Source organism: Parafrankia irregularis (genome assembly GCF_001536285.1).
GTDB classification, from domain to species: Bacteria; Actinomycetota; Actinomycetes; order Frankiales; family Frankiaceae; genus Parafrankia; species Parafrankia irregularis.
In genome coordinates, this window is the sequence record NZ_FAOZ01000016.1 from 12840 (window position 1) to 38252 (window position 25413).

Annotated in this window: 30 protein-coding genes and 2 riboswitches; of the genes, 14 read left to right on the forward strand and 16 right to left on the reverse strand. The window is 70.6% G+C overall.

The genetic code is table 11. The features are described from left to right. Positions 1 to 3: 3 nt before the first annotated feature. Genes AWX74_RS22400 through AWX74_RS22440 form a run of 10 tightly spaced genes read right to left on the reverse strand, consistent with a single transcriptional unit; the run spans position 4 to position 7317 of the window. Complete coding sequence (locus tag AWX74_RS22400) at positions 4 to 276, reverse strand: HypC/HybG/HupF family hydrogenase formation chaperone (protein WP_006538162.1); 273 nt, start codon at positions 274 to 276, stop codon at positions 4 to 6. Between the two features lie 6 nt (positions 277 to 282). Beyond that, positions 283 to 387 (reverse strand): DUF6893 family small protein, encoded by a 105-nt coding sequence (locus AWX74_RS42580; RefSeq protein ID WP_397311275.1) that lies wholly within the window; start codon positions 385 to 387, stop codon positions 283 to 285. 2 nt (positions 388 to 389) lie between these two features. Continuing rightward, positions 390 to 923 (reverse strand): hydrogenase maturation protease, encoded by a 534-nt coding sequence (locus AWX74_RS22405; RefSeq protein ID WP_091280348.1) that lies wholly within the window; start codon positions 921 to 923, stop codon positions 390 to 392. Beyond that, positions 920 to 2197, reverse strand: a complete 1278-nt coding sequence (locus tag AWX74_RS22410) for a hypothetical protein (protein ID WP_091280351.1) — start codon at positions 2195 to 2197, stop codon at positions 920 to 922. The genes AWX74_RS22405 and AWX74_RS22410 overlap by 4 nt, the downstream gene beginning before the upstream one ends. Then, positions 2194 to 2811 (reverse strand): DUF6084 family protein, encoded by a 618-nt coding sequence (locus tag AWX74_RS22415; RefSeq protein WP_091280354.1) that lies wholly within the window; start codon positions 2809 to 2811, stop codon positions 2194 to 2196. The genes AWX74_RS22410 and AWX74_RS22415 overlap by 4 nt, the downstream gene beginning before the upstream one ends. Further along, the gene (locus AWX74_RS22420) at positions 2799 to 3536 is read right to left on the reverse strand and encodes a DUF5947 family protein (RefSeq protein WP_091280357.1); all 738 of its coding nucleotides are present in this window, start codon (positions 3534 to 3536) and stop codon (positions 2799 to 2801) included. Before AWX74_RS22420 ends, AWX74_RS22415 begins: the two co-directional genes overlap by 13 nt. Continuing rightward, positions 3533 to 4156, reverse strand: coding sequence for a hypothetical protein (locus AWX74_RS22425; RefSeq protein WP_226930751.1), 624 nt, complete (start codon positions 4154 to 4156; stop codon positions 3533 to 3535). The genes AWX74_RS22420 and AWX74_RS22425 overlap by 4 nt, the downstream gene beginning before the upstream one ends. 7 nt (positions 4157 to 4163) lie before the next feature. Beyond that, complete coding sequence (locus AWX74_RS22430) at positions 4164 to 5960, reverse strand: nickel-dependent hydrogenase large subunit (RefSeq protein WP_091280360.1); 1797 nt, start codon at positions 5958 to 5960, stop codon at positions 4164 to 4166. After that, positions 5957 to 7012 carry an NADH-quinone oxidoreductase subunit B family protein gene (locus tag AWX74_RS22435; protein ID WP_091280362.1) on the reverse strand — a complete coding sequence of 352 codons (1056 nt, stop codon included), beginning with the start codon at positions 7010 to 7012 and terminating at the stop codon, positions 5957 to 5959. The genes AWX74_RS22430 and AWX74_RS22435 overlap by 4 nt, the downstream gene beginning before the upstream one ends. A gap of 38 nt (positions 7013 to 7050) precedes the next feature. Next, positions 7051 to 7317, reverse strand: a complete 267-nt coding sequence (locus AWX74_RS22440; protein ID WP_091280365.1) for a HypC/HybG/HupF family hydrogenase formation chaperone — start codon at positions 7315 to 7317, stop codon at positions 7051 to 7053. 140 nt (positions 7318 to 7457) lie between these two features. On the opposite strand from AWX74_RS22440, the gene AWX74_RS22445 reads away from it, so the two are divergent. The 3 genes from AWX74_RS22445 to AWX74_RS22455 all read left to right on the forward strand — a co-directional run bounded on the left by AWX74_RS22445 (position 7458) and on the right by AWX74_RS22455 (position 9381). Next, positions 7458 to 8324: a Sir2 family NAD-dependent protein deacetylase gene (locus AWX74_RS22445; RefSeq protein ID WP_091280368.1), complete on the forward strand. Its 867-nt coding sequence runs from the start codon at positions 7458 to 7460 to the stop codon at positions 8322 to 8324. Then, positions 8321 to 8869: a GNAT family N-acetyltransferase gene (locus AWX74_RS22450; protein ID WP_091280371.1), complete on the forward strand. Its 549-nt coding sequence runs from the start codon at positions 8321 to 8323 to the stop codon at positions 8867 to 8869. Before AWX74_RS22445 ends, AWX74_RS22450 begins: the two co-directional genes overlap by 4 nt. Before the next feature lie 233 nt (positions 8870 to 9102). Further along, positions 9103 to 9381 carry a UBP-type zinc finger domain-containing protein gene (locus tag AWX74_RS22455; RefSeq protein ID WP_076832686.1) on the forward strand — a complete coding sequence of 93 codons (279 nt, stop codon included), beginning with the start codon at positions 9103 to 9105 and terminating at the stop codon, positions 9379 to 9381. Positions 9382 to 9596: 215 nt separating this feature from the next. Here AWX74_RS22455 and AWX74_RS22460 read toward each other — a convergent pair whose 3' ends face one another. Then, positions 9597 to 9914, reverse strand: a complete 318-nt coding sequence (locus tag AWX74_RS22460) for a GlsB/YeaQ/YmgE family stress response membrane protein (protein WP_091280375.1) — start codon at positions 9912 to 9914, stop codon at positions 9597 to 9599. Between the two features lie 104 nt (positions 9915 to 10018). On the opposite strand from AWX74_RS22460, the gene AWX74_RS22465 reads away from it, so the two are divergent. The 3 genes from AWX74_RS22465 (at position 10019) to AWX74_RS22475 (ending at position 13604) form a co-directional block, all read left to right on the forward strand. Continuing rightward, positions 10019 to 11101, forward strand: coding sequence for a thiamine pyrophosphate-dependent enzyme (locus AWX74_RS22465; protein ID WP_091280600.1), 1083 nt, complete (start codon positions 10019 to 10021; stop codon positions 11099 to 11101). A 4-nt stretch (positions 11102 to 11105) separates the two neighbouring features. Next, positions 11106 to 11885, forward strand: a complete 780-nt coding sequence (locus tag AWX74_RS22470) for an enoyl-CoA hydratase (protein ID WP_091280378.1) — start codon at positions 11106 to 11108, stop codon at positions 11883 to 11885. Between the two features lie 75 nt (positions 11886 to 11960). Then, a complete protein-coding gene (locus AWX74_RS22475) occupies positions 11961 to 13604 on the forward strand; it encodes an aldehyde dehydrogenase family protein (protein ID WP_091280380.1) in 1644 nt (547 codons plus the stop codon). Here the strand turns inward: AWX74_RS22475 and AWX74_RS22480 are convergent. Continuing rightward, on the reverse strand, positions 13576 to 14205 hold the full coding sequence (locus AWX74_RS22480; protein ID WP_091280384.1) for a response regulator: 630 nt from the start codon (positions 14203 to 14205) through the stop codon (positions 13576 to 13578). The genes AWX74_RS22475 and AWX74_RS22480 overlap by 29 nt on opposite strands. Before the next feature lie 181 nt (positions 14206 to 14386). On the opposite strand from AWX74_RS22480, the gene AWX74_RS22485 reads away from it, so the two are divergent. From AWX74_RS22485 to AWX74_RS22505, 5 genes are all read left to right on the forward strand, one after another. Further along, positions 14387 to 15043: a response regulator transcription factor gene (locus tag AWX74_RS22485; RefSeq protein ID WP_091280603.1), complete on the forward strand. Its 657-nt coding sequence runs from the start codon at positions 14387 to 14389 to the stop codon at positions 15041 to 15043. A 262-nt stretch (positions 15044 to 15305) separates the two neighbouring features. Next, a complete protein-coding gene (locus AWX74_RS22490; RefSeq protein WP_006543191.1) occupies positions 15306 to 15539 on the forward strand; it encodes a hypothetical protein in 234 nt (77 codons plus the stop codon). Positions 15540 to 15598: 59 nt separating this feature from the next. After that, entirely contained in the window at positions 15599 to 16222 is a 624-nt protein-coding gene (locus AWX74_RS22495) for a DUF5134 domain-containing protein (protein WP_242666357.1), read from the forward strand. 119 nt (positions 16223 to 16341) lie between these two features. Beyond that, positions 16342 to 16860 carry an LppP/LprE family lipoprotein gene (locus AWX74_RS22500; protein WP_091280390.1) on the forward strand — a complete coding sequence of 173 codons (519 nt, stop codon included), beginning with the start codon at positions 16342 to 16344 and terminating at the stop codon, positions 16858 to 16860. 35 nt (positions 16861 to 16895) lie between these two features. Continuing rightward, a complete protein-coding gene (locus AWX74_RS22505; RefSeq protein WP_006543188.1) occupies positions 16896 to 17246 on the forward strand; it encodes a hypothetical protein in 351 nt (116 codons plus the stop codon). A 147-nt stretch (positions 17247 to 17393) separates the two neighbouring features. Here AWX74_RS22505 and mce read toward each other — a convergent pair whose 3' ends face one another. From mce to AWX74_RS22525, 4 genes are all read right to left on the reverse strand, one after another. Continuing rightward, positions 17394 to 17819 carry a methylmalonyl-CoA epimerase gene (mce, locus tag AWX74_RS22510; protein ID WP_006543187.1) on the reverse strand — a complete coding sequence of 142 codons (426 nt, stop codon included), beginning with the start codon at positions 17817 to 17819 and terminating at the stop codon, positions 17394 to 17396. 488 nt (positions 17820 to 18307) lie between these two features. Then, positions 18308 to 19051 (reverse strand): peptidoglycan-binding protein, encoded by a 744-nt coding sequence (locus AWX74_RS22515; RefSeq protein ID WP_091280393.1) that lies wholly within the window; start codon positions 19049 to 19051, stop codon positions 18308 to 18310. Positions 19052 to 19320: 269 nt separating this feature from the next. Then, positions 19321 to 19482: riboswitch (cyclic di-AMP (ydaO/yuaA leader) on the reverse strand. Between the two features lie 562 nt (positions 19483 to 20044). Beyond that, positions 20045 to 21307 (reverse strand): serine hydroxymethyltransferase, encoded by a 1263-nt coding sequence (locus AWX74_RS22520; protein WP_054571171.1) that lies wholly within the window; start codon positions 21305 to 21307, stop codon positions 20045 to 20047. Between the two features lie 29 nt (positions 21308 to 21336). Continuing rightward, positions 21337 to 21425: riboswitch (ZMP/ZTP riboswitch) on the reverse strand. After that, positions 21412 to 22158, reverse strand: coding sequence for a TetR/AcrR family transcriptional regulator (locus tag AWX74_RS22525; RefSeq protein WP_207550388.1), 747 nt, complete (start codon positions 22156 to 22158; stop codon positions 21412 to 21414). It overlaps the preceding riboswitch by 14 nt. 111 nt (positions 22159 to 22269) lie before the next feature. On the opposite strand from AWX74_RS22525, the gene AWX74_RS22530 reads away from it, so the two are divergent. The 3 genes from AWX74_RS22530 to AWX74_RS22535 all read left to right on the forward strand — a co-directional run bounded on the left by AWX74_RS22530 (position 22270) and on the right by AWX74_RS22535 (position 25411). After that, positions 22270 to 23103, forward strand: coding sequence for an SDR family NAD(P)-dependent oxidoreductase (locus AWX74_RS22530; RefSeq protein WP_091280395.1), 834 nt, complete (start codon positions 22270 to 22272; stop codon positions 23101 to 23103). 192 nt (positions 23104 to 23295) lie between these two features. Next, on the forward strand, positions 23296 to 23370 hold the full coding sequence (locus AWX74_RS42585) for a putative leader peptide (RefSeq protein ID WP_369809824.1): 75 nt from the start codon (positions 23296 to 23298) through the stop codon (positions 23368 to 23370). A 448-nt stretch (positions 23371 to 23818) separates the two neighbouring features. Next, positions 23819 to 25411, forward strand: coding sequence for an ABC transporter substrate-binding protein (locus AWX74_RS22535; protein ID WP_242666358.1), 1593 nt, complete (start codon positions 23819 to 23821; stop codon positions 25409 to 25411). Positions 25412 to 25413: the final 2 nt, after the last annotated feature.

The following is a 25413-nucleotide window of genomic DNA, read 5'->3' on the forward strand; positions in this document are numbered from 1 at the left end:
GGCTCAGTCGATGGCCGATGCGCGCAGCGCCGCCAGCTCGTCGTCGTAGGCCCGCCCGATGCCGGTGAGGAACTCCAGCGCCGCCCGGGCCTCGGCCTCGTCGATCAGGGACAACGCGAAGCCGACATGGATGAGGACCCAGTCACCCGGCCGGGGCGGGGTGGCGTCGAGCAGGCCGATGTTGATCGCCCGCCGCACGCCGCTGACATCCACCGTCGCGATGTCCGGGCGGTCCGGGCGGATCTCCACGACCTCGCCTGGGATGCCAAGGCACATGCCGGATCACATCCGGCTGAAATCTAGGTAGCGCCGCAGGTCAGGGGTCACTGTGACGGCCACGGCGCCGAGGCCGGCCGTCGCGGCGGCGAGCAGTATCCAGTGCGACATGATCAGCTCCTTCGCGAGTTCGAGTTCGAGTTCGAGTGCGAGTACGAATGCGCGGGTGTTTCCGGGGCCTCCTCCGACGCCGCCACATCCTCGACCACGGAGCGGACGAGCCGGGCCGCGGGCTCCACGGCGGCTGCCACCTGCGCGGACAGCCCGATCTGGGGATGCACGATGGCCGGTTCGCAGCCGACCAACAGGGCGCGGTCGAGGTGGCCGCCGAGCGTGGCGACCAGGTCGAGGACGGCGTCCGGCCGCATCCCGTGCGCGTCGAAGCCGACCGGTTCCCGCGCGCCGCCCAGATCCAGCAGCGAGACCGTCCCCGGCGGGTGCCCGCGCCCGAGCGCGTCGACGAGCACCACAGCTCCGTACCCGGAACACAGGTCGAGGGCGAGCTGCATGCCGCTGATCCCGTAGTCGGCGACCGTGACGCCCGGCGGTGGGCCGACGTCGAGCAGACGGCGCACCACCTCGACGCCGAAACCGTCATCGGCGAGCAGGACGTTGCCCACTCCGGCGACCAGCGTGGGCGGGTTCATCTCGGTTCCAGTTCGTCCGGGCTGAAATACAGGAAGCGGCCGAACTCCCGGCGCAGGTCGGCGCCCGGATCCTCGTCCAGGGTGACCGCGATGTGGGTTCGTCCGTCGAGGTCGTGCAGCACCGCGGCGACGGTGGCGGCGGCGCCGTCGACGAACATGTCCTGCGCGTCGGTCCGCCCGCGGCGGGGCCGGACCCACACCGCGGCGCCCTCCACCAGCTGCGGGGACGGGGCCCGCGGCGGGGACGGGGTGGCACGAGCCGGGTCGGAGCCGGCGATCCGGGTGCGGCCGTGGAGTTTCTCGACCATCGCCGGCGCAAGCTCCGCGACGGCGTCCAGGAGCTCGGCCGCCCGCGGGTCACCCGCCCGGGCGTCGCGTTGCTCGGTCTCGGTCAGGGTCGCCGTGCGCAGGGCGAGCATCTCGTCGATCTCGGTGGCGTCGCAGAAGGAGGTCGGGCTCTCCGCGGCGAGATGAGGGTCGTCCGGGAGGATGATCGGTGCCGCCAGCAGCGTGTCGCTGCGGCCGGGCCGGCCCAGCAGAGCGGGCCACAGCCGCTCGTTGGCACAGTCAGCCGCGGCCCGCGCCGCCCATTCGGGCGGGTCCGCCAGCGACAGGAACTCCCCCGGGGCGACGTGGGCCACCAGCTGCAGCCCGATGAACGCGGCCCCCAACGCCGCGTCCCGCGCTCCGGCGGCGGCGTCCGGCGCGCCCGGCGGCTCGCCGGCGGAGATGTTGCGGACGGTCGCGCGGATTCGGAACCCCCCGTAGGGGCCAGGAAGCCGCTGGGCGTCCAGCAGCAGCTCGCCGCGCGCCGCGGGCGTCGACGGCGTCGGCTGCGGTGGCGTGTAGGTGAGTTCTCGGCGTGCCGGCTCATCAAGCATGTCGGCGAGGCGCATCCGCAGGGCGGTGGCCGCCTCGCCGCGGGCTCCGTCGTGCTCCCACAGCCATCGGATCGCGACTGTCAGCCGGGCGTCCGGGCCGCCGTCGAGGAGGAACTCGGTGTGCGCGTTGCTGTGCTCGCCGCTGCCGGCGCCGGCGCCGGCGAACGACGGGGGCATCAGCACCCCGAACTGCCAGTGCTGCTGGTTCTTCAGCGCATCGGCCCGGTAGGGGTAGAGCAGGTAGCCCTCGTACAGGACGGTGTCCGACAGCGCCCGCGCCGCGGCGGACAGGAAGCCGAGCGCATCATCGTCGCCGGGCACGGGTGCGGACGTCCCACCACCGGCATGGTCACTGATGGCCGCATCGGTGCTGGTCCGGTCCGGCGGTCTCATCGGTCCTCCCCGGCCAGCAGCGAGATGATCGCGGCGTCGGCGGTCGCGATGGCATGGTCGCGGCGGTAGCGCGCGAGCGCGTCGACGGTGCTGCGATCCAGGCGAAGCCAGCCCGAGCCGGGGAAGTAGGCGTCGATCAGCTCGCGCCAGGTGGCCACCGGCAGGCGGCAGGTGGTCTCCAGACGCCAGGGCACCTGCTCAACGCGCAGCCCGTGCGGGCCCACCCCGAAGACGGTTCCGCTGAACATCAGACGCAGCGGGATCACCCCGCCTCGCAGCGACTGGAAGTAGTTGCCGGAGGCGACCTCAAGATCGTAGCTGCAGGGCACGGCGAGCTCGACGTCCGCGCTCCCGGTGAAGCCGGGAACCATCGTGGACACCATCGCGAACTGGATCGGATGCGGCGGGCCGGCTCCGAACAGCCCGGTCAGCGCCTGCGCCTCCGCGTCGTCGTAGCGACGCGCGCCGGGCTCGATGCGGATCTGGCAGCGGAGCGCCAGCGCGTGCATCCGCTCACCGCTGTGCTCCTCGACCCGCAGGACGAACCGGAGCGTCGGCGCCGCGGCATGCCGCAGCGGCGTGACCTCGACACAGGTGAAGGTCAGGTCGGCCATCGTGCGCCTCCCACAGCCGAAGTCATGGGAGCAGCCGCAGCGCTGGCCGCATCCGCAGCGCTGGCCGCAGCTGCGGGCGCGGCCCCGGCCCGGTGCCGGGCGTCGGCGAGGAAGGCCGCGAGGTGGGCGCGGGCGTCGGCGCCGCCGTCGAATCCCCGCCAGTGCAGCCGCAGGTCGCCGACGAGCCGGTAGCAGGCGTCGATCGGCAGCAGGTACCCCGCCTGGCCGTCGCGGGTGACGTGGACGAGTACCGCCTCGACCTCGGGCTCAGGCCGCCACACCGGTCCGCCTGTTGCGCGGTCGGTGCCGGTGCCGGGGCCGCCGGGGTCGTCGAGGTTGAGGTCCTGTGGTGTCAGGGTGGCGGGCAGCTCGCAGTGCGTCGCCCCCGCGGGGCTCGGGTAGAAGGCGTTGACCGTTCCGTCGTGGATCACGAAGAACGCCAGCCCCACCGGGATCCCCGCCGCGGCCAGCAGCCGCGGGCCGGCAGCGAAACTGGGGGCGAAGTGGTATCGGGTCGGTATCGCGCGGTAGCGCCCGCCGCCGGCTCCGGTGGGGGTGAACAGCAGCCGGCAGCCGGGGCAGGCGCACAGGATGGACCTGGAGGCCAGATCCGCGACGTGACCGTGACCGTGTTCGTCGGTGACCGCCTCACCGCAGAACTCGCACCGGGTCATGGCGCGGCCCAGGTTCCCGGCGAGGAAGCGGCGCAGGGTGCGGGCCGTCATGGCGTGCCCGCCCGACCCGCCCTGCTGGCACGGTCAGCCGTGCCCGCCGCGCTCACGCCGACGACGGGCAGCAGGGGACGTCCTGCGGCGAGGTCGCCGGCGAGATGCTCCCCCTCGACGGCGACGCCGACCTCGGGTGCGAGCGCGGCGACGGCGCCTTCGACGGCGGCGATCACCGTGGGGCTGGTCGGCTGACCGTCGGCCCGGACGGTGACCACTCGGTCGTCGGCCGGGCCGGTCACCGCCAGCACGGGGGTCCGGTCGCCGAGCCGCGCCCGGATCTGGTCGAGCGCCTGCTCCACCCGGTCGTTGGTGCTGACGGGGTGCAGGCCGTGCATCGCCAGCATGGGACCCAGATGAGGGTCCGCCGCGAGCCGCCGGACGGTGTCCGCGTCGGCGATCCGGGTGACGCGGGCGAGGCCGGCGCCGTAGAACTCCATCAGTGCTCTGACGATCTCTTCCGCGAGCACCCGCGTCCGGCTGTCTCCCAGCTGCTCCATCCTGGCGAGCAGAGCGTCGACACGGGCCGCGGTGTCACGCGGGTCCGTGCTGTCGTGCGGGTTCAGGTCGTGCGGGTTCACGGGGTCGCGAGGGTCCGCGGTGGTCGCTGTCGCTGTCATCACGTGCTCATCCGGCCGGGGTGAAGGCGTGCGGGGTGTGCAGCACCTCCAGGGTTCGTCCGGTGCCGGTGTGCATGTGCACACCGCATGGCAGGCACGGGTCGAAGCTGCGGACCGTGCGCATGATGTCGATCCCCTTGAACGACTCCGGCGGGTTCTTCTCGAAGATCGGCGTGTTCTGCACCGCGTCCTCGTACGGGCCGGGGGTGCCGAACACGTCGCGCACGCTGGCGTTCCACGGCGTCGGCGGGTACGGGTGGTAGTTCGCGATGCGCCCGTCCCGGATGACCATGTGATGGGAGAGCACCCCGCGCACTGCCTCGGTGAAACCGCAGCTCACGGCGTCCTGCGGGACGTCGAACGGCTCCCAGGTCCGGGTGTGGCCCGCGCGGACCTCGGCGAGGGCCTGCTCGACGAAGTAGACCGCGCAGGCCGCCGCGTAGGCCTGGAAGTAGGTGCGTGCCCGGTTGCGTTCCAGGGCGTTGCTCCACCGGGGGATCATCCACTCGAAGGTCCGCTCACCGACCGTCGCCGACTTCGGCAGGGTGATCTGGACGCTGCTGCCGGTGGCCCGTACGTAGCCGATGTCGACCAGCCCGGACAGCGCCGTGCTCCACAGCCGGGCGATCGGGCCACCGCCGGTGTCGAGGGGGAGGTGGTCCATACCGTCGAACCAGCGCGGCGACATGACCCACGAGTACTTGTCGTCGAAGTCGCGCCGGCCCGGATGGGGGATGGTGTGCTGGTTCCAGGGGTGGTGGCGGTCCACCGGGTTTCCCAGCGGGTCGTTGGTGACGAACATCGGCTGGTCGGCCCAGTCGTCGTAGTACGAGCTGCCCAGCAGGATGCGGATGCCGAGGTTGATGTCGACCAGGTCGTTGGTGACCAGCCTGCCGTCGACGATCACGCCCGGGGTGACGAACATGTGCCGGCCCCAGTCGGCCATGTTCCGGTAGGTGAAGTCGCAGTGTGCCGGGTCGTTGAACGAGCCCCAGCAGCCGAGCAGCACCCGCCGCCGGCCGACCTCCTCATAGCCCGGCAGGGCCTTGTAGAAGAAGTCGAACAGGTCGTCGTGCATGGGGACGACGCGCTTGAGGAACTCGATATAGCGCATCAGCCGGGTGAGGTAGTCGGTGAACAGCTGCACGGACGCGACGGTTCCCACCCCGCCCGGATAAAGCGTGGACGGGTGAACATGGCGCCCCTCCATCAGGCAGAACATCTCCCGGGTCACCCGGCTCATCGCCAGGGCCTCCCGGTAGAACTCGCCCTCGATGGGATTGAGCGCGTGCATGATGTCGCCGATGGTGCGGTACCCGTGCTGGTCCGCGTTGGGTGACTCGGTGCGCCGGGCCTGTTCCAGAACCTCGGGATTCGTCTCGCCGACCATCTTCTCGCAGTAGTCCACACCGACCAGGTTCTCCTGGTAGATGTTGTGGTCGAACATGTACTCGGCGGCCTCGCCGAGATTGATGATCCATTCTCCGAGGTGTGGTGGCTTCACTCCGTAGGCCATGTTCTGTGCGTAAACGGAGCAGGTGGCGTGGTTGTCACCGCAGATACCGCAGATCCGGCTGGTGATGAAGTGCGCGTCCCGTGGGTCCTTGTCCTTCATGAAGATGCTGTAGCCGCGGAAGATCGATGACGTGCTGTGGCATTCGACGACCCGCCGGGCCGGCCAGTCGATCTTCGTGTAGACGCCGAGGCTCCCCACGATGCGGGTGATCGGGTCCCATGACATCTCCAGCAGATGGGAGTCAGAGCCTCGGGCTTCGGTTTCCCTGTGCTCCGAGGTGGTTGTCATGCCAGCACCTTCTCCCGCGAGTCCTCGGCGTGCTGGGGCGCGTGGCCATCCCGGCGCCGCCAGTGCGGTTCGATGTCGGCCTTGCGCGCCGTGATGGCGCGGAGCCTGCGGATGACCGCGCCGTACACGCTGCTGGCCGCTGCCGACACATGGGCGCCGGGTGGTTCGTCCATGAACGGCATGAAACGGTCGGGGAAACCGGGCATGGTGCAGGCGATGCAGATGCCGCCGACGTTCGGGCAGCCGCCCACCCCGTTGATCCAGCCCCGCTTCGGGACGTTGCACTTCACCACCGGCCCCCAGCAGCCGAGCTTCACCAGGCACTGCGGGGTTCCGTATTCGGTGGTGAACTGGCCCTCCTCGTAGTAGCCGGCGCGGTCACAACCCTGGTGCACGGTCGCCTCGAACAGCCAGCGTGGTCGGAGCTGCTCGTCCAGCGGAATCATCGGAGCCTGGCCGCTGGCCTGGTAAAGCAGATAGGTGATCGTCTCCGAGAGGTTGTCCGGCTGCACCGGGCAGCCCGGTACGCACACGATCGGAATCTGCGCCTTCGATTTCCAGTCCCAGCCCAGATAGTCCGGGACCCCCATCGCGCCGGTCGGATTCCCCGCCATGGCGTGGATGCCGCCGTAGGTCGCGCAGGTTCCCGCCGCGAGCACGGCGAGTGCCTTGGGCGCAAGGCGGTCCAGCCAGGTGCTGGTGGGTACCGGCTGGTGGGTCTGCGGATCGTTGCCGAAACCGCACCAGTAGCCCTCGCCGGTGATGAGGTCCTCGTTCGGGATGGAGCCCTCGACCACCAGCACGAACGGGTCCAGCTCGCCGTGATCGGCCTTGCGGAACCATTCGATGAAGGTGTCGGCGCCCTGCTCGGGTCCGGATTCGAAGTCGATGAGCGGCCAGTGCACGCTGACCTTCGGCAGACCCGGCAGGGCGCCGAGCACGATGTCCTCGATGCTCGGCTGCGTCGCCGCGGTGAGCGAGACGGAGTCCCCGTCGCAGCTCAGACCGGCGTTGATCCAGAGTATGTGGATCGGTTCCTCGACTGTGGACACGAATCTCCACCCCTTCCGTCGTCGACCGATCACTGATCTCAGACGACGGCGATCGCCTCCCCGGCGTGCACCAGGACGGTGTCGCCCGCCTGCGCCTCGACCAGCGCGATGCTGATCTCCTCCACCCCCGCAGAGGCCCTCGCGACGGCCAGTCCGCCCTCCTCCAGTCGGACGATCTCCATCTCGATCGCGTCGTCCGAACAGGTGATGCAGTGGCCCGTCTCGCCGGTGAGTTCGCCGGCGGGGTGGCAGGGTGGAGCGCTTGGGCCAGCTATATCGGCATGGTCCTTGCGGTGCGTGTTCACGGCCTAACGGTACGTCTGTGATGTGAGCGGCACCACCCGACACGTGACGACCTGCGCCGCGGCGGGACGGTGGCGCCGTGGTGAGCATGACCACCCAGACCGGGCCTGATGTCCGCCCGGCGCGCCCTACGCTCGGAGACATGGCCTTCGCCTCCTTGCGGGATCTCGTCGCGGCCGGCGGCGTCGCCGTGCTCACCGGCGCGGGGATCTCGACGGGTTCCGGCATCCCGGACTACCGCGGCCCGAACGGGTCGCTGCGCCGGCACACCCCGATGACCTACCAGCAGTTCACCGGGGACGCCGAGTCCCGGCGCCGGTACTGGGCCCGCAGCCACGTCGGCTGGCGGCACGTCGCGCTGGCCCGCCCCAACCCGGGCCATCACGCCGTCGCGGCGCTGGAGGGGGCCGGACTGGTGGACGGCGTCATCACCCAGAACGTCGACGGCCTGCACAGCGCCGCCGGCTCACGGCGGGTGATCGACCTGCACGGCAGCCTCGCGCGGGTCCGCTGCCGCGGCTGCGGGGTCCTCAGCGACCGGGCCGATCTCGACCGCCGACTGCGGCTGCGCAACCCCGGTTTCGGCAACCACGGTTTCGACAGCAGAGCCGTCGCGGGCTCGCCGTTGGGCGCCGAGGTCAACCCGGACGGCGACGCCACGCTCGCCGAGGCCGAGATCGACGGTTTCGCCGTGGTCGGCTGCGCTGACTGCGACGGTGACCTCGAGCCCGACGTCGTGTTCTTCGGCGCGACCGTGCCGCCGGCCCGGCTCGCCGCGGCTGTCGACCTGCTCACGCAGTCCCGTGCGCTGCTGGTGCTCGGATCCTCGCTGGCGGTCATGTCGGGCTACCGGTTCGTGCTGCGGGCCGGGGAGCTGGGCATCCCGGTCGGAATCGTGAACCAGGGCCCCACCCGCGGCGACGCCCGGGCGGCTTTCACACTGGACGCGCAGCTCAGCACGGTCCTGCCGCGGCTGGCCACCGAGCTCGCCGGCGCGGCGGCACGATGACCGCCGCCGGTGATATCACCGTGCGTGTCGCCGACAGCCAGGACGCGGCCGCGCTGGTCGAGCTGATCGAGTCGGCGTATCGCGGCGAGGGCAGCCGGGTCGGCTGGACCACCGAAGCCGACCTTCTCGACGGCCAGCGCACGGATCTGGAGATGGTTCTGGCGGCGATCGCGCGGCCGGATCTGCGGCTGCTGGCCGCGGTCGACCCGGCGGGCACCATCGTCGCGTGCTGTGAGCTGGAACGCCGACCCGACGGCGCGTACTTCGGGATGTTCGCCGTGCGCCCGGATCTGCAGGGCAGGGGCGTCGGCGACCGGCTGCTCGCCACCGCCGAGGAGTTCGCACGCCGGCAGTGGCATGCGGCCCGGATGGAGATGCTCGTGATCTCACTGCGGGACGAGCTGATCGCCTGGTATGAGCGGCGTGGCTATCGGCGCACCTCCCGCCGGGAGCCGTTCCCCTACGGGGACGAGCGGTTCGGCCTGCCACGCCGGACGGATCTCGTCTTCGTCGTCCTCGACAAGGATCTCGCGCGCGGCGCCTGAGCTCGTGTGGGCCCGGCCTGCCGGCGACGGTGCTGCCGGCGACGGTGCTGCGGGTGGCGGTGCTGCGGGTGACGGCGAGATGGGCGGTGATGCCCGATCGGTACTGGATCTGTCGGCCAGTCGGATTCTCCGTGAACTGGGAGTGTCTGTGTACTGATCGGGATACTGATCAGGTGTCGCCAGAGGCTGCCCGAGGCGGTGATACAACCCGCCTCACGACGAGCGGCCGTTCAATGGAGAATGAGGACGTGAGCGTTGCTGATGATCCTCATCTGTCGATGATCCGGCCGGTTGTACCGACAACACCAGATGGCTGCACCGAGTGTCTGCGGGTCGGCTCGTCCTGGGTGCATCTGAGGCTGTGTCTCACCTGTGGCAATGTGGGTTGTTGTGACTCCTCGCCGCTGCGCCATGCCCGCGCACACGCGCATACGGAGGGCCATCCGGTCGTTCGTTCGTTCCAGCCCGGCGAGCACTGGCGTTGGTGCTACGTGGACGAGGCCTATGTATAGCTGTGTCCGATAGCGTGCCCAAAAGCAGGGCGTCCGATGTTTGGGCATCCGAAATGAGCCGGCGGGTGTCCGGTGGTTCGTGGAGCCTCCGCCGGGTCGCCGTGGGCCGAGGTGCGTGTGCCGCCCCGGGGCCGCGGGCACCGGTGGGTGCCGTCGGCCCCGGGGCGGGTCGCCGTGCTGGCCACGCAGCACCTCGCGTGGCCTGGCGGGGCGGCCTAGTGGTGCGCGGTGTAGCGGTCACGGTCGCCGCGTGCGTGCGCCTTGGCGCGGTTGGCCCACAGCGGGGCGGCGACGGCGACCAGGGCGACCGCGACGCCGATCTGAAGAACATGGCGAATCCAGTCGATACCCGACGTGTTGCGCACCCCGATCGCGCTCGCTATGACATTTCCGACGAGGGCGCCGACGATACCGATGGCCACGGTGAGCCAGAGCGGGATGTCGTACCGGCCGTGCCCGGCCGCGCGTGCGATGAAGCGCGCGATGAGCCCGATGACGAGACCTGCCACTACTATCCACAGAATTTGAAACACGACGGATGGCCCCCTGGGTCGGGTGATGGATACCCCGGGTTTCCCCTCCGTTCCAGCGTCGTAAACGAGTCGTCGACCAGACGGGATGAATACGGATGTCGTTGATGGCGGAACGCGGTGAGAACGCAACGCCGTTTGACGAGGGCGTTCGGCTGCTGGCACCGGACGGGTCGCTCGTCGATGATCCGCGGTTCGCGGTGCGCGCGGATTCTCGCCAGACGGAGTCGTTTTACCGGGAGATGGTGCGGGCCCGGCGGCTGGACGAGGAGGCGACAGCCCTGCAGCGGCAGGGGGAGCTGGTCCTGTGGATTCCGCTGCGTGGCCAGGAGGCCGCGCAGGTGGGCTCGGCCGCGGCCGCCCGCCTGGGCGACTTCCTGTTCCCCAGCTACCGGGAACACGCGGTGGCCTGGCATCGGGGTATCCCGCCGGTGGAGGTCCTGCGGCTACTGCGTGGCGTGACGCACGGCGGCTGGGATCCGGAGCTGTACAAGGTGGCCAACTACGTGCTGGTGCTGGCCTCGCAGACGTTGCACGCGGTCGGCTACGGCCTCGGCGTGCGAATCGACGAAGGCGCCGCTCGAGATGGCGACCCGCAGGTGGTGATGGTCTATCTCGGCGACGGTGCGATGAGTCAGGGCGACGCCAACGAGGCCTTCGTCTGGGCGGCCAGTTTCGCGGCACCCGTGGTGTTCTTCTGCCAGAACAACCAGTGGGCGATCTCCACGCCGAGCCGTCGCCAGTCGCCCGTGCCCCTCGCGCGGCGCGCGGAGGGGTTCGGCTTTCCCGGGGTCCGGGTCGACGGCAACGATGTGCTCGCCGTGCATGCGGTGACCGGCTGGGCGCTTGAGCACGCCCGTTCCGGCCAGGGCCCCGTGCTCGTCGAGGCCAACACCTACCGGATGGCACCGCACACGACGTCCGACGACGCGACCAGGTACCAGGAGCCGGCCGAGGTCGCCTGGTGGGGCGCGCGGGACCCGATCGACCGGCTGGAGCGGCTGCTGGCACACACCCACGAGCCGGCCTGGTTCGCGCAGGTGCGTGCCGAGGCCGACGCCGACGCCGCGGCGCTGCGCCGACAGTGCCTGGCGCTGCCGGATCCGAGCCCGTGGTCGCTGGTCGATCACGTGCTTGTTGGTGGCTCCTCACTACTGCGGGAGCAGCGAGGGCAGATCTGGGAGGGTTGACGCCGTGATAGATGTCGAAATCCACGCCGGATCCGAATCGTCCGCCGACGCCGAGAGTCCCGCCGGAACCGGCCACAAGATCGCGATTGTGCGCATCGACCGGCCGGATCGGCGCAACGCCCTGGACATCGACCACTGCCAGGGCCTGCGCGACGGCGTGGGGCAGGCGGTGGACGCCGGCGCGCGCGCCATCGTCCTCACCGGTGTCGGCACCAGCTTCTGCGCCGGCGCGGACCTCGACCAGGTGTACGGCGAGGCGTTCACCGAGGCGCTCTACGCGGCACTGCACGCCATCACCGATGCCGCCGTTCCGGTGATCGCGGCCGTCAACGGCCCGGCGATCGGCGCCGGTCTGCAGCTCGCCCTCGCCGCCGACCTGCGGGTGGCCGCCGAACGCGCCTCGTTCGCGATTCCGACGGCCCGGCTGGGCCTCGCGGTCGACCCGTGGACGCTCAGTCGCCTCGCCGCGCTCGCCGGTGGCGGGACGGCACGCGCGGTCGTGATCGGCTGCGAGACCGTGGCGGCGCAGCGGGCGATCGACCTCGGCCTGGTGCAGCGCTCCGGTGAGCTCGACGTCGCCGTCGCCTGGGCCCAGGAGCTGGCCGGGCTCGCGCCGTTGACGCTCGCGTACTCGAAGCGGGCGTTCAACGAGGCCGTCGACGCGGCCGCCCGACCGTCGGCGGCCGTGACCGCCGCCTATGAGGCATGCTGGGCCAGCGACGACGCCCAGGAAGGCCGCCGGGCGCGAGCTGAGAAGCGCCCCCCGATCTTCCAGGGCAAATAGGGCCCGCGGCCCGACGGCGAGGCGGGTGCGTCCGGACGCAGGGGACATCGGACGCGGGGACGAAGGCGGAACGTCATGGCAGCGCAGGCAGCGGAAGCGAAGTTCGAGTCACGTAACCCGGCGACCGACGAGGTCGTCGGAACCTTCGCGGTGATGTCCGCCGACGAGGTGGCCGCCGCCGTGCGGTCGGCGCGGTCCGCGCGGTCCGCGTGGCAGGCGGCCGGCTTCGCCGGCCGGCGGGCCGCCCTGCTGCGCTGGGCGGCCTGGCTGGCCGCCCATGAGCATGAGATCGTCGACCTCGTCCACGCCGAGAACGGCAAGCCGGCGATCGCCGCCCGCCTCGAGCTCCTGCTGACCTGCGAACACATCCGCTGGGCGGCGCGCAACGCCCGCCCGGTGCTGCGCGAGCGCCGGGTCCGCACCACCGCGTTGATGATCGACTACGCCGCGCGGGTCGGCTACCTGCCCTACGGCGTGGTCGGGGTGATCGGGCCGTGGAACTACCCGCTGCTGACCCCGACCGGTTCCCTCGCCTACGCGCTCGCCGCGGGCAACACGGTCGTGTTCAAGCCCAGTGAGCTGACCTCCGCGCTTGGCCTGCTCCTCGTCGAGGGCTTCACCGCGGCGAACCCGGAGCTGCCCGACGGCGTCCTCGTCGGGGTGACCGGTGGTGGCGAGACCGGGACGGCCCTGTGCCGGGCGGGTGTTGACAAGATCGCCTTCACCGGGTCGGGCGCGACAGCCAGGAAGGTGCTCGCGACCTGCGCTGCCACGCTCACCCCGGTGGTCGCCGAGTGCGGAGGCAAGGACGCGGCGATCGTCGCCGAGGACGCCGACATCGCCGCCGCGGCGAGGATGGTGGCCTGGGGTGCGGCCTCGAACGCCGGTCAGACCTGCGCCGGGGTCGAACGCGTCTACGTCGTGGCCGGTGTGCGCGACGCCTTCCTCACCGAGCTGGGCCGCCAGCTCGCCGACGTCCGGCCCGGGTCTGATCCGCAGGCCGCCTACGGCCCGATGACGATGCCGGGCCAGGCCGACGTCGTCCGCCGCCATGTCGCGGATGCGCTCGCCCGCGGCGGGTCGGCCCTGCTCGGCGGGCCGCAGGCGGTGCGCGGCCGGTTCGTCGATCCGATCGTGCTGGTCGACGTGCCAGAGGACAGCGCGGCGGTCCAGGAGGAGACGTTCGGCCCGACCATGACCGTGCGGACCGTCGCCGACGTCGACGAGGCGGTTGCCCTGGCCAACGACAGCCGCTACGGACTGGGCGCGGCCGTCTTCTCCCGGGCCCGGGGCGGGGAGATCGCCGGGCGCCTCGATGCGGGCATGGTGTCGGTGAACTCGGTGTTGTCCTTCGCCGCGATCCCCGCCCTCCCGTTCGGCGGGCGCGGGGAGAGCGGGTTCGGGCGGATCCACGGGGCTGACGGCCTGCGCGAGTTCGCCCGGCCCCGATCGGTCGCCGCCCGACGCCCGGGCGTCCGGGGCCTCGACGTCACCCGGTTCGACCCGTATCCGGGGACGTCCGCCGTGCTGAGGGCGGCATTGCGGGTGCGTCACCGCGGCGCGCCCACGACCGGCAGCACTACAGGGACGACGATGGACGGTGCGACCGGGACCACGGCCGGAAGCGTGACCGGGACTACGGCCGGAAGCCCGGCTGGGACGATGGCCGGCGGTGCGGCGGGCCGGCTGCTCAGGCGGGTGCGAGCAGCCAGGCGATGAGCTCGGCGGCGACCGGGCCCGCGGTGCCGCCGAGGGCGGGCGGGAACCCGAGCGTGCCGCGCAGCCCCGCCAGGATCGGCTCGCTGACCGCCTTCCCCTGCACCGCGAGCACCAGCGCGGCGCGCTGACGGTCATCCAGCACGGCGAGCGCCGGTGCGACACCGGGCCGGCTCAGCAGTTGGCGGGCCACGTCGTTGTCGACGACCACCTCGCCTGCCGACAGCCGCGTCAGCACCGACCGCAGCTGGTCGCGGTCCGTGATCGTCGACTTCAGGACGTAGCCGACGCCGCCTGGTGAGTCGCGCAGCAGGTCTGCCGCGTACGGCGCCTCGTCGTCGGCGGAGAAGACCAGGACCGCCGTGGCCGGGCGCAGCGCCTTGATCTGCCGCGCGGCACGCAGGCCCTCGTCGGTGAGGGTCGGCGGCATCCGCATGTCGACCAGGGCGACATCCACCGGCTCGGTGACGGGGGCGTCCGTGACGACGTCGACGAGGTCGTGACCGCGGCCGACGACCGCGACGACCTGCGCGCCGACACTGGCCACGAGCGCACGCAGCCCCGCGCGCAGATGTGGGCTGTCATCCGCGATCGCTACCCGCATCGGTCAGGTGTACCGGACTCGTCCCGGTGCGGCTACCGGCCCTACCCGGGAACGTCCGGGGGTTATCCCGGTGTGATCGGGACAGTGAGCCTCTTCCATCTCACGGTGCACCGTCGGGGTGCCGCAGGTCGGAGTCGACGATGGAAAAGGCTCAGTGAGCACCGGCGTGAGAAGATCCGGTGTGCGTGTTGCGATCGCGGAGGACAGTGGGCTCATCAGAGAGGCACTCGGTGTTCTGCTCACGACGATCGGCGTCCAGGTCACGGCGTCGGTGCCGACCGGCACCGAACTGCTCGCGGCCGTGCGCGAGGCTCCTCCCGACGTCGCGATCGTGGACATGCGGATGCCGCCCACCCGGACCAACGAGGGGCTGCTGACCGCCCGCGCGTTGCGCGACGCGCACCCGTCGATGGGCATTCTCGTCGTCACCGCCCACGACGACGACCCGTTCGCGGCCGACCTTTTCGCCGGCGGTGCCGACGGGATCGGCTACATGCGCAAGGACAACATCACCAACCGGCAGGCGCTGCGGGACGCGCTTGAGCGACTGCGGGACGGGCAGCCCGTCATCGACTCGCACATCGCCGCGCGCCTGCTCGCCGGCTACCCGCAGTCGCACCGCCTGCTCGGGCTGTCCGACCGCGAACGGCGAATCCTCGAACTGATGGCGCAGGGGCTGTCGAACAGCGGGATCTCCCAACAGGTGCACCTGAGCCCGAAGACGGTCGAGTCCCACATCGCCAGCATCTTCGCCAAGCTCGGCCTGCGGATGGAGCCCACCGAGAACAGGCGCGTGCTCGCGGTGCTCGCCTGGCTGGAGGCCGCACGGCACAGCTGAGCGGCACAGCTGGGTGCGGCACCCGGCCGGGTGCCGGCCGCACCCGGCTGTGGTTGCCTGGGGTCAAGTAGCGTCTGTCTGGCGCCGGATGGCGTCCGGGTGGTGGCGAGCAGCGCCCGGGCGGCGTCTGGCCTGCGCCGGGGAGCGCCTGCCGGGCACCTTGTCACGACAATGTGATGGTGTTCGGAACGCCCCGGCTCGACGGGCCCGACGGCTTACACTTCAGATGATCTTCTGTTTGCCGTGTCAGCGGGGAGGTGCTGTGAGCGGTTCGGAAGCCTTGAGTCGCGTCATCACGTTCTGTGGCAAGTGCAGCTGTGGCTGCCCGGAGCTCTACATCGATCATGAGGCTGAGGCCACCCGGCGGGTTGTGCTCACGGACGACTTCGGCCAGCGGATCCAGATGAGCATCGAGCAGCTCGAAGTCATCGTCGACGAGGCCCGCGCGGGCCGGATCACCTCCCTGGTGGCGGCCGAAATCGCCGCTGGAGGGTGACCGGTCATCCTCATTCCGTAGCGGCCGAGCTCGGTCCGCTACCGGGGCCGGTCACCGCCGTGGCTGCCGCGGCGGCCGCGGTGGTGGCGGCGGTTCACCTCGTGCGGCTGTACGGGCTGCTTCGCTCCACCCCGGCCGGGCGCCTGACGCTCGGTCATCCGGTGGCCGGTCATCCGGCGGAGGGCCATCCGGTGGCCGGTCATACGGTCGCCGATGGCTGGATCGAGGTCGCCCACGTGCTGGTCGCGGCGGGGATGGCGGTGATGTTCGTCGGCCCGCCGCGGCTCATCGGAGCGTGGCCGTTCTTCGCCGTGTACCTGGCACTCGCGCTCGTCATGCTGGCGATGGTGGTGCTGCATCCACACTGTGGGACGCCCGGAGTCTGGTCATGCTGCGCCATGGTCGTCGTCGAGTCGGCGGCGATGGCGTGCATGTCGGGCGCGGTCGGTTTCGCGGGCTGGCCGCTGCGCACCGACGGCGCCCTCGGCGCCTGGTGCGTCGCCGTCTTCGCCGGAGCCTGCCTGGTGGCCCTGGTGGGCCTGCCCGCCCGCTGGGCGGCGCGGACATCCGCCCGCAGGATCACCGCCTGGCTGGTCAGGGCGTTTCCGGATCCGGTCGTTCCGCGGGGCACCAGGCTGGTCATGTCGGGCGGGATGGTGCTGATGTTTCTCGGGCACGTCTGACCGCGATGTTCTGATCCGCGCTGTTCCGATAGCGCGCGAATCGCCTTCCTGGCGGGCGGAGCGCGCCACGGGCGCCTATGGTCACCCGGTTGGCGGAAACGAGGCCAAGGGGGCGACCCATGCGGCGCATCGTGCTCATCTTCGTGCTGACCTTCACCGCAGTGCTGACCGTGACGGCTTCGGCGAGTTTCGCCGCACCGGCGAGCACACCGGCTGTCACACCAGGCACCGCGACACCTGCGGCCCCGGCCGGTGCGTTGACACCCGCGCAGGCGGTGCAACTGGTGCGGGAACGCGGCTACACGCCGATGGGGAGCAGCAGCTACGAACCCGCCTGGGCGCTGAGCGCGATCGTGGGGCGGTTGACGTCATCCGTGGACGGACATCCGCAGCAGGCGTTCTTCTTCAACCACGGCCGGTTCGTCGGAACCGACAGCGTCGCGAGTGCGAACGTGCGGTGGGTGTGGTCCACGAGTGACACCGTGGCGCTTCAGTACGACCTGTACCGCCCTGATGATCCGATGTGCTGCCCGTCGGCGGGGGCGGCCACGGTGCGCTTCCGGTGGAACGGCACCGCGGTGCAGGCGCTCGACCCGATCCCGACCAACGACTGGTCGGCTCCGACGAGCCGCCGCTGAACCGGCCATGTTCTACGTCCTGTAGAAAAGACGTCATGGGCGTGGTCTACAACATCGTTGTTGTGTTTCACCTGGTCGGGATGGCCATGATTGTCGGAGGGTGGCTCGCGCAGATCCGCTCGCCGCATCCGGTCATCACGCCCGGCATCCTGCACGGCGCCCTCGTCCAGATCGTCACGGGCATGATCCTGGTGGGGCTTGCGTCCAGCGGGGCCGTGGACCGGGACGTGGACAACGCCAAGATCGCGGTCAAGCTCGTCGTCGCGGCGGCAGTCGCCGGCGTCGCCGTCGTGGGCAACGCCCGCGGCCGCGAGGCGCCGGCGGCCCTGGCTCACGCCGCAGGTGGGCTCGGGGTGGCCAACGTGGCGATCGCGGTGCTGTGGTGACGATGGCAGCCGGGTGGGCCTTCACGGCCCACGGGTGATCGCGGGCTGCGGGCTGCGGGCTGGGGACTGCGGGCTGTGGGGCACCGGGCGTCGGCGGGATGGCCGACGCCCGGTGCCTTGTGTGGGAGCCGGTGCGGGGGCGCCGAGTCAGTGCCCTTCCGGTGCCTCGACCAGCTCGGTGAGCACACCGCCGACACCCTTCGGGTGCATGAAGGCGATGCGGCTGCCGGCCGTGCCATGCACGGGCGTCTTGTTGACCAGGTCGAAGCCGGCGACGGTGAGCGCGGCCAGCGCGGAGTCGATGTCACCCACGCCGTAGGCGATGTGGTGGATGCCCGGCCCCTTCTTGGCCAGGAACTTGCCGACCGGGGTGTCCTCGCGGATCGGCTCCAGCAGCTGGACGTAGGAACCGCCGGTGTCGCCCTTGTGGACCAGCAGCATGGCCTCGCGCACGCCCTGCGCCTCGTTGGTCTCCTGATGCGCGACCGTCAGGCCGAATGCGGCCTCGTAGCGAGGAATGGCCTCCTCCAGCGAGGCCACGGCGATCCCGACATGGTCGATCCTGGTCAGCACAACATCGCTCCTGGTCGTAGGACGGTCGGCCCGTGGCGGCGTCCGGCCCGGGCCCAGCCTCCGAGAGTGCCCGGATACGGCGTTGCGGTCCACTGAATCCAGTACGCCGTGTCCCGGTCACCACCGACCTGTGGCGCGCGTCACCCCGGGCTTCGTCGAAGTTTCATCACGAGTGGTGCGGGAAGGGTCCCAGTCACCGCAGTCGGTATGAAATCCCCGCTCGGATCCACAAGAAGATCCGCGTTGCCTGTAGTGATTAATGGAAGGCGTGTAACGGTGCCTGGAGCTCGGCTTGATCGCATTTCTGCCGAGTCTATGCCGGGGGTGCGGGTTATCACCGGAAAACGCGGCGTCCCCGCCGTGACGCCTCTGGATGTCCAGGGGCCCGCGGCGGGGACGGTGCGTCGAGTCGATCGGTGATTCCGATCAGCTGACCAGGGTCAGCTGATCGACCGGTCGCTCGCTCAGGTATTCGGTTGTGCGGCCGATCAGCCGAACAGGGCCTTGTGGGTGAGCGGGCCGATGACGCCGTCGGGCACCAGGCCGTGCTTCTTCTGGAAGTCGATGACCATGTGGTTGGTCTGCGGTCCGAAGTAGCCGTCGACGACGATCGGGTAGCCGAGCTTACGCAGCTGGTCCTGCACCAGGGAGACATCCCAGCGGGGGCCGGACACGCCCAGCCGCATGTAGCCCGAGTCGACGGCGCGGTTGGCGCTGGCGGACGGCGCGGTGGACACCGTGGTGCTCACCGAGTTGCCCACGGCCGCGGCTGCCGCGGCTCCACGAGCCAGGTACTTCGTGTGCATGCCGTTGGTGTAGGCGCTCCACGCGGTGATGCCCTGGCTCTGGCAGACCTGCCGTGCGGCCCAGGCGTTGACGTTCGGGTCGTAGAGGTCGCGGTTTCCGACCCAGCTGGCATGCGCGCGCATGTTGATCTGCCACAGGCCGCGGGAGTCCTCACCGACGGTCGCGTGGGCGGTGGTGTTGCCGCCCGACTCGGCGAGCGCGACGGCGACCCAGGTGCTCAGCGGAATTCCGCGGCAGGAGTTCAGGCCGGCGTTCTTCGCCGCCTGCGCGATGCTGGTGTCCGAGATTACCGCCGCGCTGGCGGGGCTCGCGGTGAGGAACAGGCCGGCGGATGCCCCGATAACGCTTGCCGCGGCAACAGCAGCGGAGCGACCACGGCCTCGGCGGCGGACGCTGGGGGACTTGCGGTGCTTTCCGGTCGACATCAAGATATCTCGTTTCTACGTTGAAGAGCAGGCGGGTAGGGCGTCTTCAGGCGCCAACGATCCGTACACGGATCAATGAGTCGCGACGAAATTGGGTCGCGAAAGGCGCGCGAATGGACGCGCGTTCTGCTATCGGCGTGAAATTTGTCCGGGCCCGAGCGGGCCCCAGATCTCCGGTGTCAACCCCGGGTTACGGGCGCGGCATTACCGCGGCGGCGTTCCGAGGGACGGATGCAGTCCCGGCTGCTATTCGAAGCATGCGTACACGCAGATCCTTCCCGTACGCCTGCGAGGTTAGCTGTCGGGTTCGGGCCGGGAAGCCCGGTCGGCGCGCGTTGCGCGGCGACTTCACCCCGAGGACGGCCGCCCTGGGTGCGGTGGCCATCCGGAGGAACCTGGTTCCCCCGCTTCTGCCCTGGTGGTCACTAGGAGGGGACGACGGGCCTAGGGCAGAACTCGGCGTACGACCCGTCGCTTGTTTGGTGCCAGCACACCGTAACGAACTACTAAGGGTAGTCGCAAGTACTAGTTTTTGCCCTTTTGTGGCGCTACCTGGTCACGATGCGTACAACAGGTTGGTGTATGCGCACTGTACGCGACGAAGGGGGGAGAGGGTCCGCCGAGTACCGCCGGTGCCGCCGATGTGGTGTATGCGGCGTTCTGTCGGCTGCTTGAGCTGCGTGTGGTGACCGGGTCGTCCGGGAGAGTGGTGACCGATCCGCAGTGATCTCTGGCGGGCCTGTCGGCTCACGATCGCCGAGTCGGCTGTGATGTGCGTAGCATCTCCGGCGACAGTGGAATACCGGACCCCTGCCCCGTACCCGTGGGCCCTCGCCGACGTCCTACGGTGACTGGCGGGGCGGTTCCGCGGAACCGCCCCATACGTCGCGGGCAAGCTGGCGGTGTGGGCGCTCTCCCGTCGACCGCGCCGTCGTCAGGAACAGGCTCGCCCGGCCAGTGGACCGGGCGAGCCCGAGCGGATATGCGATGTGATCAGACCCAGCCGGACATCGGGTAGGCCGTCATCAGGTCTCGCACCTCGCCGGCGATGCGGCTGATGGTGGTCTCGTCGTCGTCGCCCGCGGCCTTCACGGCCTCGTCGATCCAGCCCGCCAGCGTCGGCATCTGCTCCGGCTGCAGTCCGCGGGTGGTGATCGCGGCCGTTCCCAGCCGGACGCCGGACGGGTCGAACGGCTTGCGCGGATCGAACGGAACGGTGTTGTAGTTGAGCTCGATACCGGCCCGGTCCAGCGCCTTCGCGGCCGGCTTGCCGGCGACGCCACGGCTGGTCAGGTCGATCAGGATCAGATGGTTGTCGGTGCCGCCGGTGACGAGGTCGAAACCGCGGGCGGACAGCGCCTCGGCGAGCGCCTTCGCGTTCGCGACGACGCGGTGGGCGTACTCGCGGAAGTCCGGGGTGGTGGCTTCGCGCAGCGCGACCGCGATGGCGGCGGTCGTGTGGTTGTGCGGGCCGCCCTGCAGGCCTGGGAACACCGCCTTGTCGAGGGCGGACGCGTGCGCCGCGTCCGACATGATCATCGCGCCGCGGGGCCCGCGCAGGGTCTTGTGCGTGGTGGTGGTGATGACCGGTGCGTGGCCCACGGGCGAGGGGTGGGCGCCACCGGCGATCAGGCCGGCGATGTGGGAGATGTCCGCCACGAGCACGGCGTCGATCTCGCCCGCGATCGCCGCGAAGGCGGGGAAGTCGATGGTGCGGGGGATCGCGGTCCCACCACAGAAGATCACCTTTGGCCGGTGCTGGAGCGCGAGGTCACGCACCTCGTCGAGGTCGACCCGCCCGGTGTCCTGGCGTACTCCGTACCGGACCCCCTGGAACCAGCGGCCGGTGGCCGACACCGTCCAGCCGTGGGTCAGGTGGCCACCCGAGGGCAGGCCCATGCCCATCACGGCGTCGCCCGGCTGCAGGAACGCCAGGTAGACGGCCAGGTTGGCGGGCGAGCCCGAATACGGCTGGACGTTCGCGTGCTCGACGCCGAACACCGCCTTCGCCCGGTCGATCGCCAGGGTCTCGACCGGGTCGATGAACTGCTGGCCCTCGTAGTAGCGCTTGCCGGCGTAGCCCTCGGAGTACTTGTTCGTCAGGACGGAGCCGGAGGCCTCGAGGACGGCGGTGGAGACGTAGTTCTCGGAGGCGATCAGCCGGATCTTCTCGAACTGGCGCTGGGCCTCGGACTCGACCAGGCCGGCGATCTCGGGGTCGCTGGCCGCCAGGTGCGTCATCGCGGGCTCGTGCATGTGGACCTCCAACGGGCATGCGGCGGACGTCGGAGTGCCCAGGCGCGCGGCACCGCCAGCAGATTCGTCGCTCCCCGGTGGTCACTTCCACCCGAGCACGCCAGTCACGACTGTTGCTCTGCATCGTAGTGGGCACGGCCCTGACGCCCCGGAGGCCTGGACAGTGGACCGCCGTCACCAGGCGCCCGAGGCTCGTCGTGCTCCGCGGCGCACTGACCGCTCAGCGCCTGTCGGGCCTGGTCAGGTCGAAGCGGTGGCTCGGGCAGCGGGTGGGCGGCCTCGGCGCGCAGGCCGTCCAGCATGATCGCGAGATGGCGTCGCCAGGCGCGGGGCGCGACGGCCGCGGTCGCCTCGACGGTGCGCGCGTGGCCCCACAGGACGAAGGCCATGTCCTCCAGGGTGATGTCCGCGCGCAGGACCGCGGCCTCCTGGGCCCGCACGATGACCTGCCGCATCAGCTCATAGCCGCGGGCCCGGGCCTGCTCGGCGGCGCCGCGCAGCGGCAGTGCCCGGGAGACGACGTCGTTGTAGCCGAGGTCGGCGGCCTGCAGCTCGCAGGTCTGTTCGAGCAGGAGGACGAGCGCCTGCCACGGGTCGTCCATGTCGAGCGCCGCTTCGGCGATGCGCACACTCGCCGCGACCCGGTCGGCGAACACGGCGTCGACGAGGTGGCCACGGGTCGGGAACCGGTTGTACAGCGTGCCGATGCTCACCCGGGCGCGGCGGGCGATCTCCTCCAGGGGGACGTCGACGCCGCGCTCGGCGAACAGCTCGCGCGCGGCGGTGATCAGCTGCTCGCGGTTGCGGCGTGCGTCTCTGCGCAGGCCGGGCTCGTCTTCTGTCGGGGTCAATGTCCTCACCTGGGGAAGTTGACGGTGCCCTCAAGTTACCCTAGCCTCGGCCGAACTTGAGGGTCTCCTCAAGTTCAGGGCGACGGGGCGCCGGCCGCAGGGGAGAGATCGGTGGACGTGGGCAGATTCGTCATCTCGGGGGGAACTGACGGCATCGGGCGGGCCCTGGCCCTGCACTACCTGCGGGCAGGTGCCGACGTCGTGGTCATCGGCCGCAGCGAGGAGAAGTTCCGCCGCCTGGTCGCCGAGGCCGGCGGCGGCGTCAGTGGCGTCAGTGGCGCCGGGGTGGCCCATTTCGTCGAGGCGGACCTGGCGCTCGCCGCGGAGAACCGCCGTGTCGTCGTCGAGGTCGCCGAGAGGTTCCCCGAGATCGACGCACTCATCCTCTGCGCGGCCTACCTGCGCACCACCCGCACCGTCACGGCGGAGGGTCTCGAGCACACCTTCGCCCTCTACTACCTGAGCCGCTACCTGCTCAGTCACGGCCTGGCCGACCGCCTTGAGGCCGCCGACCGGCCGGTGGTTCTGAACACCTCGGTGCCAGGTGCGTCCCGCGACGCGGTGAGGTGGGGAGACCTGCAGCTTGACCGCCGGTTCACCGCCCGGCGCGCCAACCAGCAGAGCCGGCGCGCCAACGAGCTGCTCGGCCTGATGTTGCGTGCGCGCCCGGCGGGTCGAATCCGTCACGTGCTCTACAACCCCGGCTTCGTGCGCACCAGCCATGCGGGCGCGCTGAGCCGGCCGGCACGGGCGCTGGTGTCGGCGCTGGCCGCGGTCGCCGCCACCCCGGTCGACCGGGCGGTCGAACCGATCGTCGAGCTGATCGATCAGCCTCCGGAGTGCCAGGTGTCGGCCTACCGGCGCCGGCATCGGCTGCGGCTGAGCGCGGCAGCCGCCGACATCGCCGAGGCGGAGCGCTTGCGGAGCGTAACCGGTCGACTGTGATTACTCCCCGTCGCGTATAGAGATTCTCTGTTGGTTGTTGTGACTGCCTGTCGACAGGGTTGACAAGGTTTCAGCGGCAGATCTCTACGGTGCGTGGTGAGATGGATGCGTACGGGTGGCTCGGAGCTTGTGAAATAGATCGCTCAGTTGTAGTGATTGACGTTTTACCTGGTCATCGGGCATTCTTCACCTATGCGGTGGACATACACCGGCGTGGCGCGCCGCTACGTCGACCTCGTGCGGATCGCCAGCGCCCTCTGTCGCTAGTCGTCGACGGCGTCCGGTGCCACGCTCCGTGGCACCCCGCCAGGTGTGCCTGGTCCTCTCCACCGGGTCCGGGTTGATGTAGGTAGCCACCGTCCGTCACCGGTGGACAGGTCGGGCACCCGCGCCCGTGCCAGCTGTACAGCCGGTCCCGAGATGCCTGCTGCCGGCATTTCGTATGCCGCTGGCATTGTCGTCCGCCTCCCGTCGGTGGACGTCGCTCCACCGCCCCCGTTCCGTGTTCCTCGTCCGCCGCGGCGTCATCAGACGCCTGCGCGGCCCTGCCCGCGCCCTGCCTGAGAACGTCCCGTGCCCTGCCACCGCCGGGTCGTGTCTTCGGCGCGCCCGTAACCGACCGGCATCCGTGCCGGTCGGCACCCTGCCATGCCTGACTTCCGCCTGACTTCTTCGCCGCACGCCTGACGTTTCTCATGCCTGAGAGGACCAACCCGTGAGTACCCCGAGGACGACCTTCCTGAGTTCCGCCTCGTCACCTGAGCCGGCGGCGCCGGTGATGGGGCGACGTGGGTTCCTGCGCCTGGGGGCGCTGGCCGGAGGCTCGATCCTGCTGGCGGCGTGCGGGGGCGGCGGTGACTCGGCCTCGGGTGGCAGCACCAGCGGGGGCACCCTGCGCTGGGGATGGGCGCTGGTCACCTCCTGGGACCCGATCACGTCGTCGGCCGGGTGGGACGTCCACGCCCTCTCGCTGGTCTACGCGGGCCTGACGAAGCTGGACGAGAAGGCGAACCCGGTGCCCGCGCTCGCCAGCTCCTGGGAGTACAGCGCTGACGGCACGTCGGTCACCTTCCACCTGCGTTCCGGGCTCACGTTCAGCGACGGCACCGCGGTGGACGCCGCCGCCGTCAAGAAGAGCCTCGAGCGTGGCCGGGACGCGAAGAACTCGTTGGTGGCCGCCCAGCTCGCCAGCCTCAAGGAGGTCGTGGCGGTCGACGCGACGACCGTCCGCATCGACCTGAAGAACACCGACTACCAGCTGCCCGCCATTCTCGCCGGCAAGACCGGGATGATCGTCAGCCCGAAGGCCATCGACACCGACGAGAAGGGGCTGGCGACCAGGCCGGTCGGCGCCGGGCCGTTCCAGCTGAACTCCTACGTGCCCAACGACAGCGCGAAGCTGACGCGCTTCGCCGGCTACTGGGACGCCGCCAACATCAAGCCGGACAACTTCGAGCTCTACCCGGCGCCCGAGGCCGCCACCGCCCTCGCGTCGCTCCAGTCGGGCCGCCTCGACGTCGCCATGATCCCCGCGTCGCAGCTCACCGCGGTCAAGGCCGCCGGGTTCGAGGTGCAGGTCATCTCATCGCTGGTCATCAGCGTGCTCGACGTCAACAACACGGTGGCTCCGTTCGACAACCCCAAGGTCGTCCAGGCGATCAAGCACGCGGTCGACCGGAAGGCACTGGTGGACACCGTCAACTTCGGTGTCGGCGAGGTCAACTACCAGCCGTTCCCGAAGGGGCACGCCGGGCACAACGCCGCCCTGGAGAACGCCTACCCGTACGACGTGGCCAAGGCCAAGAAGCTGCTCGCCGAGGCCGGGCACCCGGACGGCATCGACGTCACGCTCACCACCACGGTCGCCGAGGGGCTGCCCGAGCAGGTCCAGGCGCAGCTCGCCAAGGCCGGGATCCGGGTCAAGCTGGAGGTCATCCCGCAGGCCCAGGCGACCCAGCAGGTCTACATCCAGCGGGCGAAGCCGTTCTTCACCGACCAGTTCGCCGGGCGGGAGAGCCCCGTGCAGGCGTTCCAGGTGCTCTTCGGCGACCAGGGCCTGATGAACCCGGGCCGGACCAACCCGCCGGCGCTCAAGGAGGCGGTCGCGAAGATCACCGCGACGCCGCTGGACGACCCGAACTACGCGTCCGTCGTGCAGGCGGCGACGAAGGTCGCCGTGGAGAACATGCCCAACGTCTTCCTCTTCAGCAACCCGCGGATCCTGGCCCGTCGCTCGAACGTGTCGCCGGTCGGCAGCTACCTGATGGCGCAGCGGTTCGAGGGCGTCACCGTGACCGGGAACAGCTGACC

Excerpts from the sequence above, each read along its gene's own strand:
- AWX74_RS22400 (WP_006538162.1), bottom strand. The coding sequence starts at position 276 with ATGTGCCTTGGCATCCCAGGCGAGGTCGTGGAGATCCGCCCGGACCGC.
- AWX74_RS42580 (WP_397311275.1), bottom strand. The coding sequence starts at position 387 with ATGTCGCACTGGATACTGCTCGCCGCCGCGACGGCCGGCCTCGGCGCC.
- AWX74_RS22405 (WP_091280348.1), bottom strand. The coding sequence starts at position 923 with ATGAACCCGCCCACGCTGGTCGCCGGAGTGGGCAACGTCCTGCTCGCC.
- AWX74_RS22410 (WP_091280351.1), bottom strand. The coding sequence starts at position 2,197 with ATGAGACCGCCGGACCGGACCAGCACCGATGCGGCCATCAGTGACCAT.
- AWX74_RS22415 (WP_091280354.1), bottom strand. The coding sequence starts at position 2,811 with ATGGCCGACCTGACCTTCACCTGTGTCGAGGTCACGCCGCTGCGGCAT.
- AWX74_RS22420 (WP_091280357.1), bottom strand. The coding sequence starts at position 3,536 with ATGACGGCCCGCACCCTGCGCCGCTTCCTCGCCGGGAACCTGGGCCGC.
- AWX74_RS22425 (WP_226930751.1), bottom strand. The coding sequence starts at position 4,156 with ATGACAGCGACAGCGACCACCGCGGACCCTCGCGACCCCGTGAACCCG.
- AWX74_RS22430 (WP_091280360.1), bottom strand. The coding sequence starts at position 5,960 with ATGACAACCACCTCGGAGCACAGGGAAACCGAAGCCCGAGGCTCTGAC.
- AWX74_RS22445 (WP_091280368.1), top strand. The coding sequence starts at position 7,458 with ATGGCCTTCGCCTCCTTGCGGGATCTCGTCGCGGCCGGCGGCGTCGCC.
- AWX74_RS22450 (WP_091280371.1), top strand. The coding sequence starts at position 8,321 with ATGACCGCCGCCGGTGATATCACCGTGCGTGTCGCCGACAGCCAGGAC.
- AWX74_RS22455 (WP_076832686.1), top strand. The coding sequence starts at position 9,103 with ATGGAGAATGAGGACGTGAGCGTTGCTGATGATCCTCATCTGTCGATG.
- AWX74_RS22465 (WP_091280600.1), top strand. The coding sequence starts at position 10,019 with ATGGCGGAACGCGGTGAGAACGCAACGCCGTTTGACGAGGGCGTTCGG.
- AWX74_RS22475 (WP_091280380.1), top strand. The coding sequence starts at position 11,961 with ATGGCAGCGCAGGCAGCGGAAGCGAAGTTCGAGTCACGTAACCCGGCG.
- AWX74_RS22480 (WP_091280384.1), bottom strand. The coding sequence starts at position 14,205 with ATGCGGGTAGCGATCGCGGATGACAGCCCACATCTGCGCGCGGGGCTG.
- AWX74_RS22500 (WP_091280390.1), top strand. The coding sequence starts at position 16,342 with ATGCGGCGCATCGTGCTCATCTTCGTGCTGACCTTCACCGCAGTGCTG.
- AWX74_RS22505 (WP_006543188.1), top strand. The coding sequence starts at position 16,896 with ATGGGCGTGGTCTACAACATCGTTGTTGTGTTTCACCTGGTCGGGATG.
- AWX74_RS22515 (WP_091280393.1), bottom strand. The coding sequence starts at position 19,051 with ATGTCGACCGGAAAGCACCGCAAGTCCCCCAGCGTCCGCCGCCGAGGC.
- AWX74_RS22520 (WP_054571171.1), bottom strand. The coding sequence starts at position 21,307 with ATGCACGAGCCCGCGATGACGCACCTGGCGGCCAGCGACCCCGAGATC.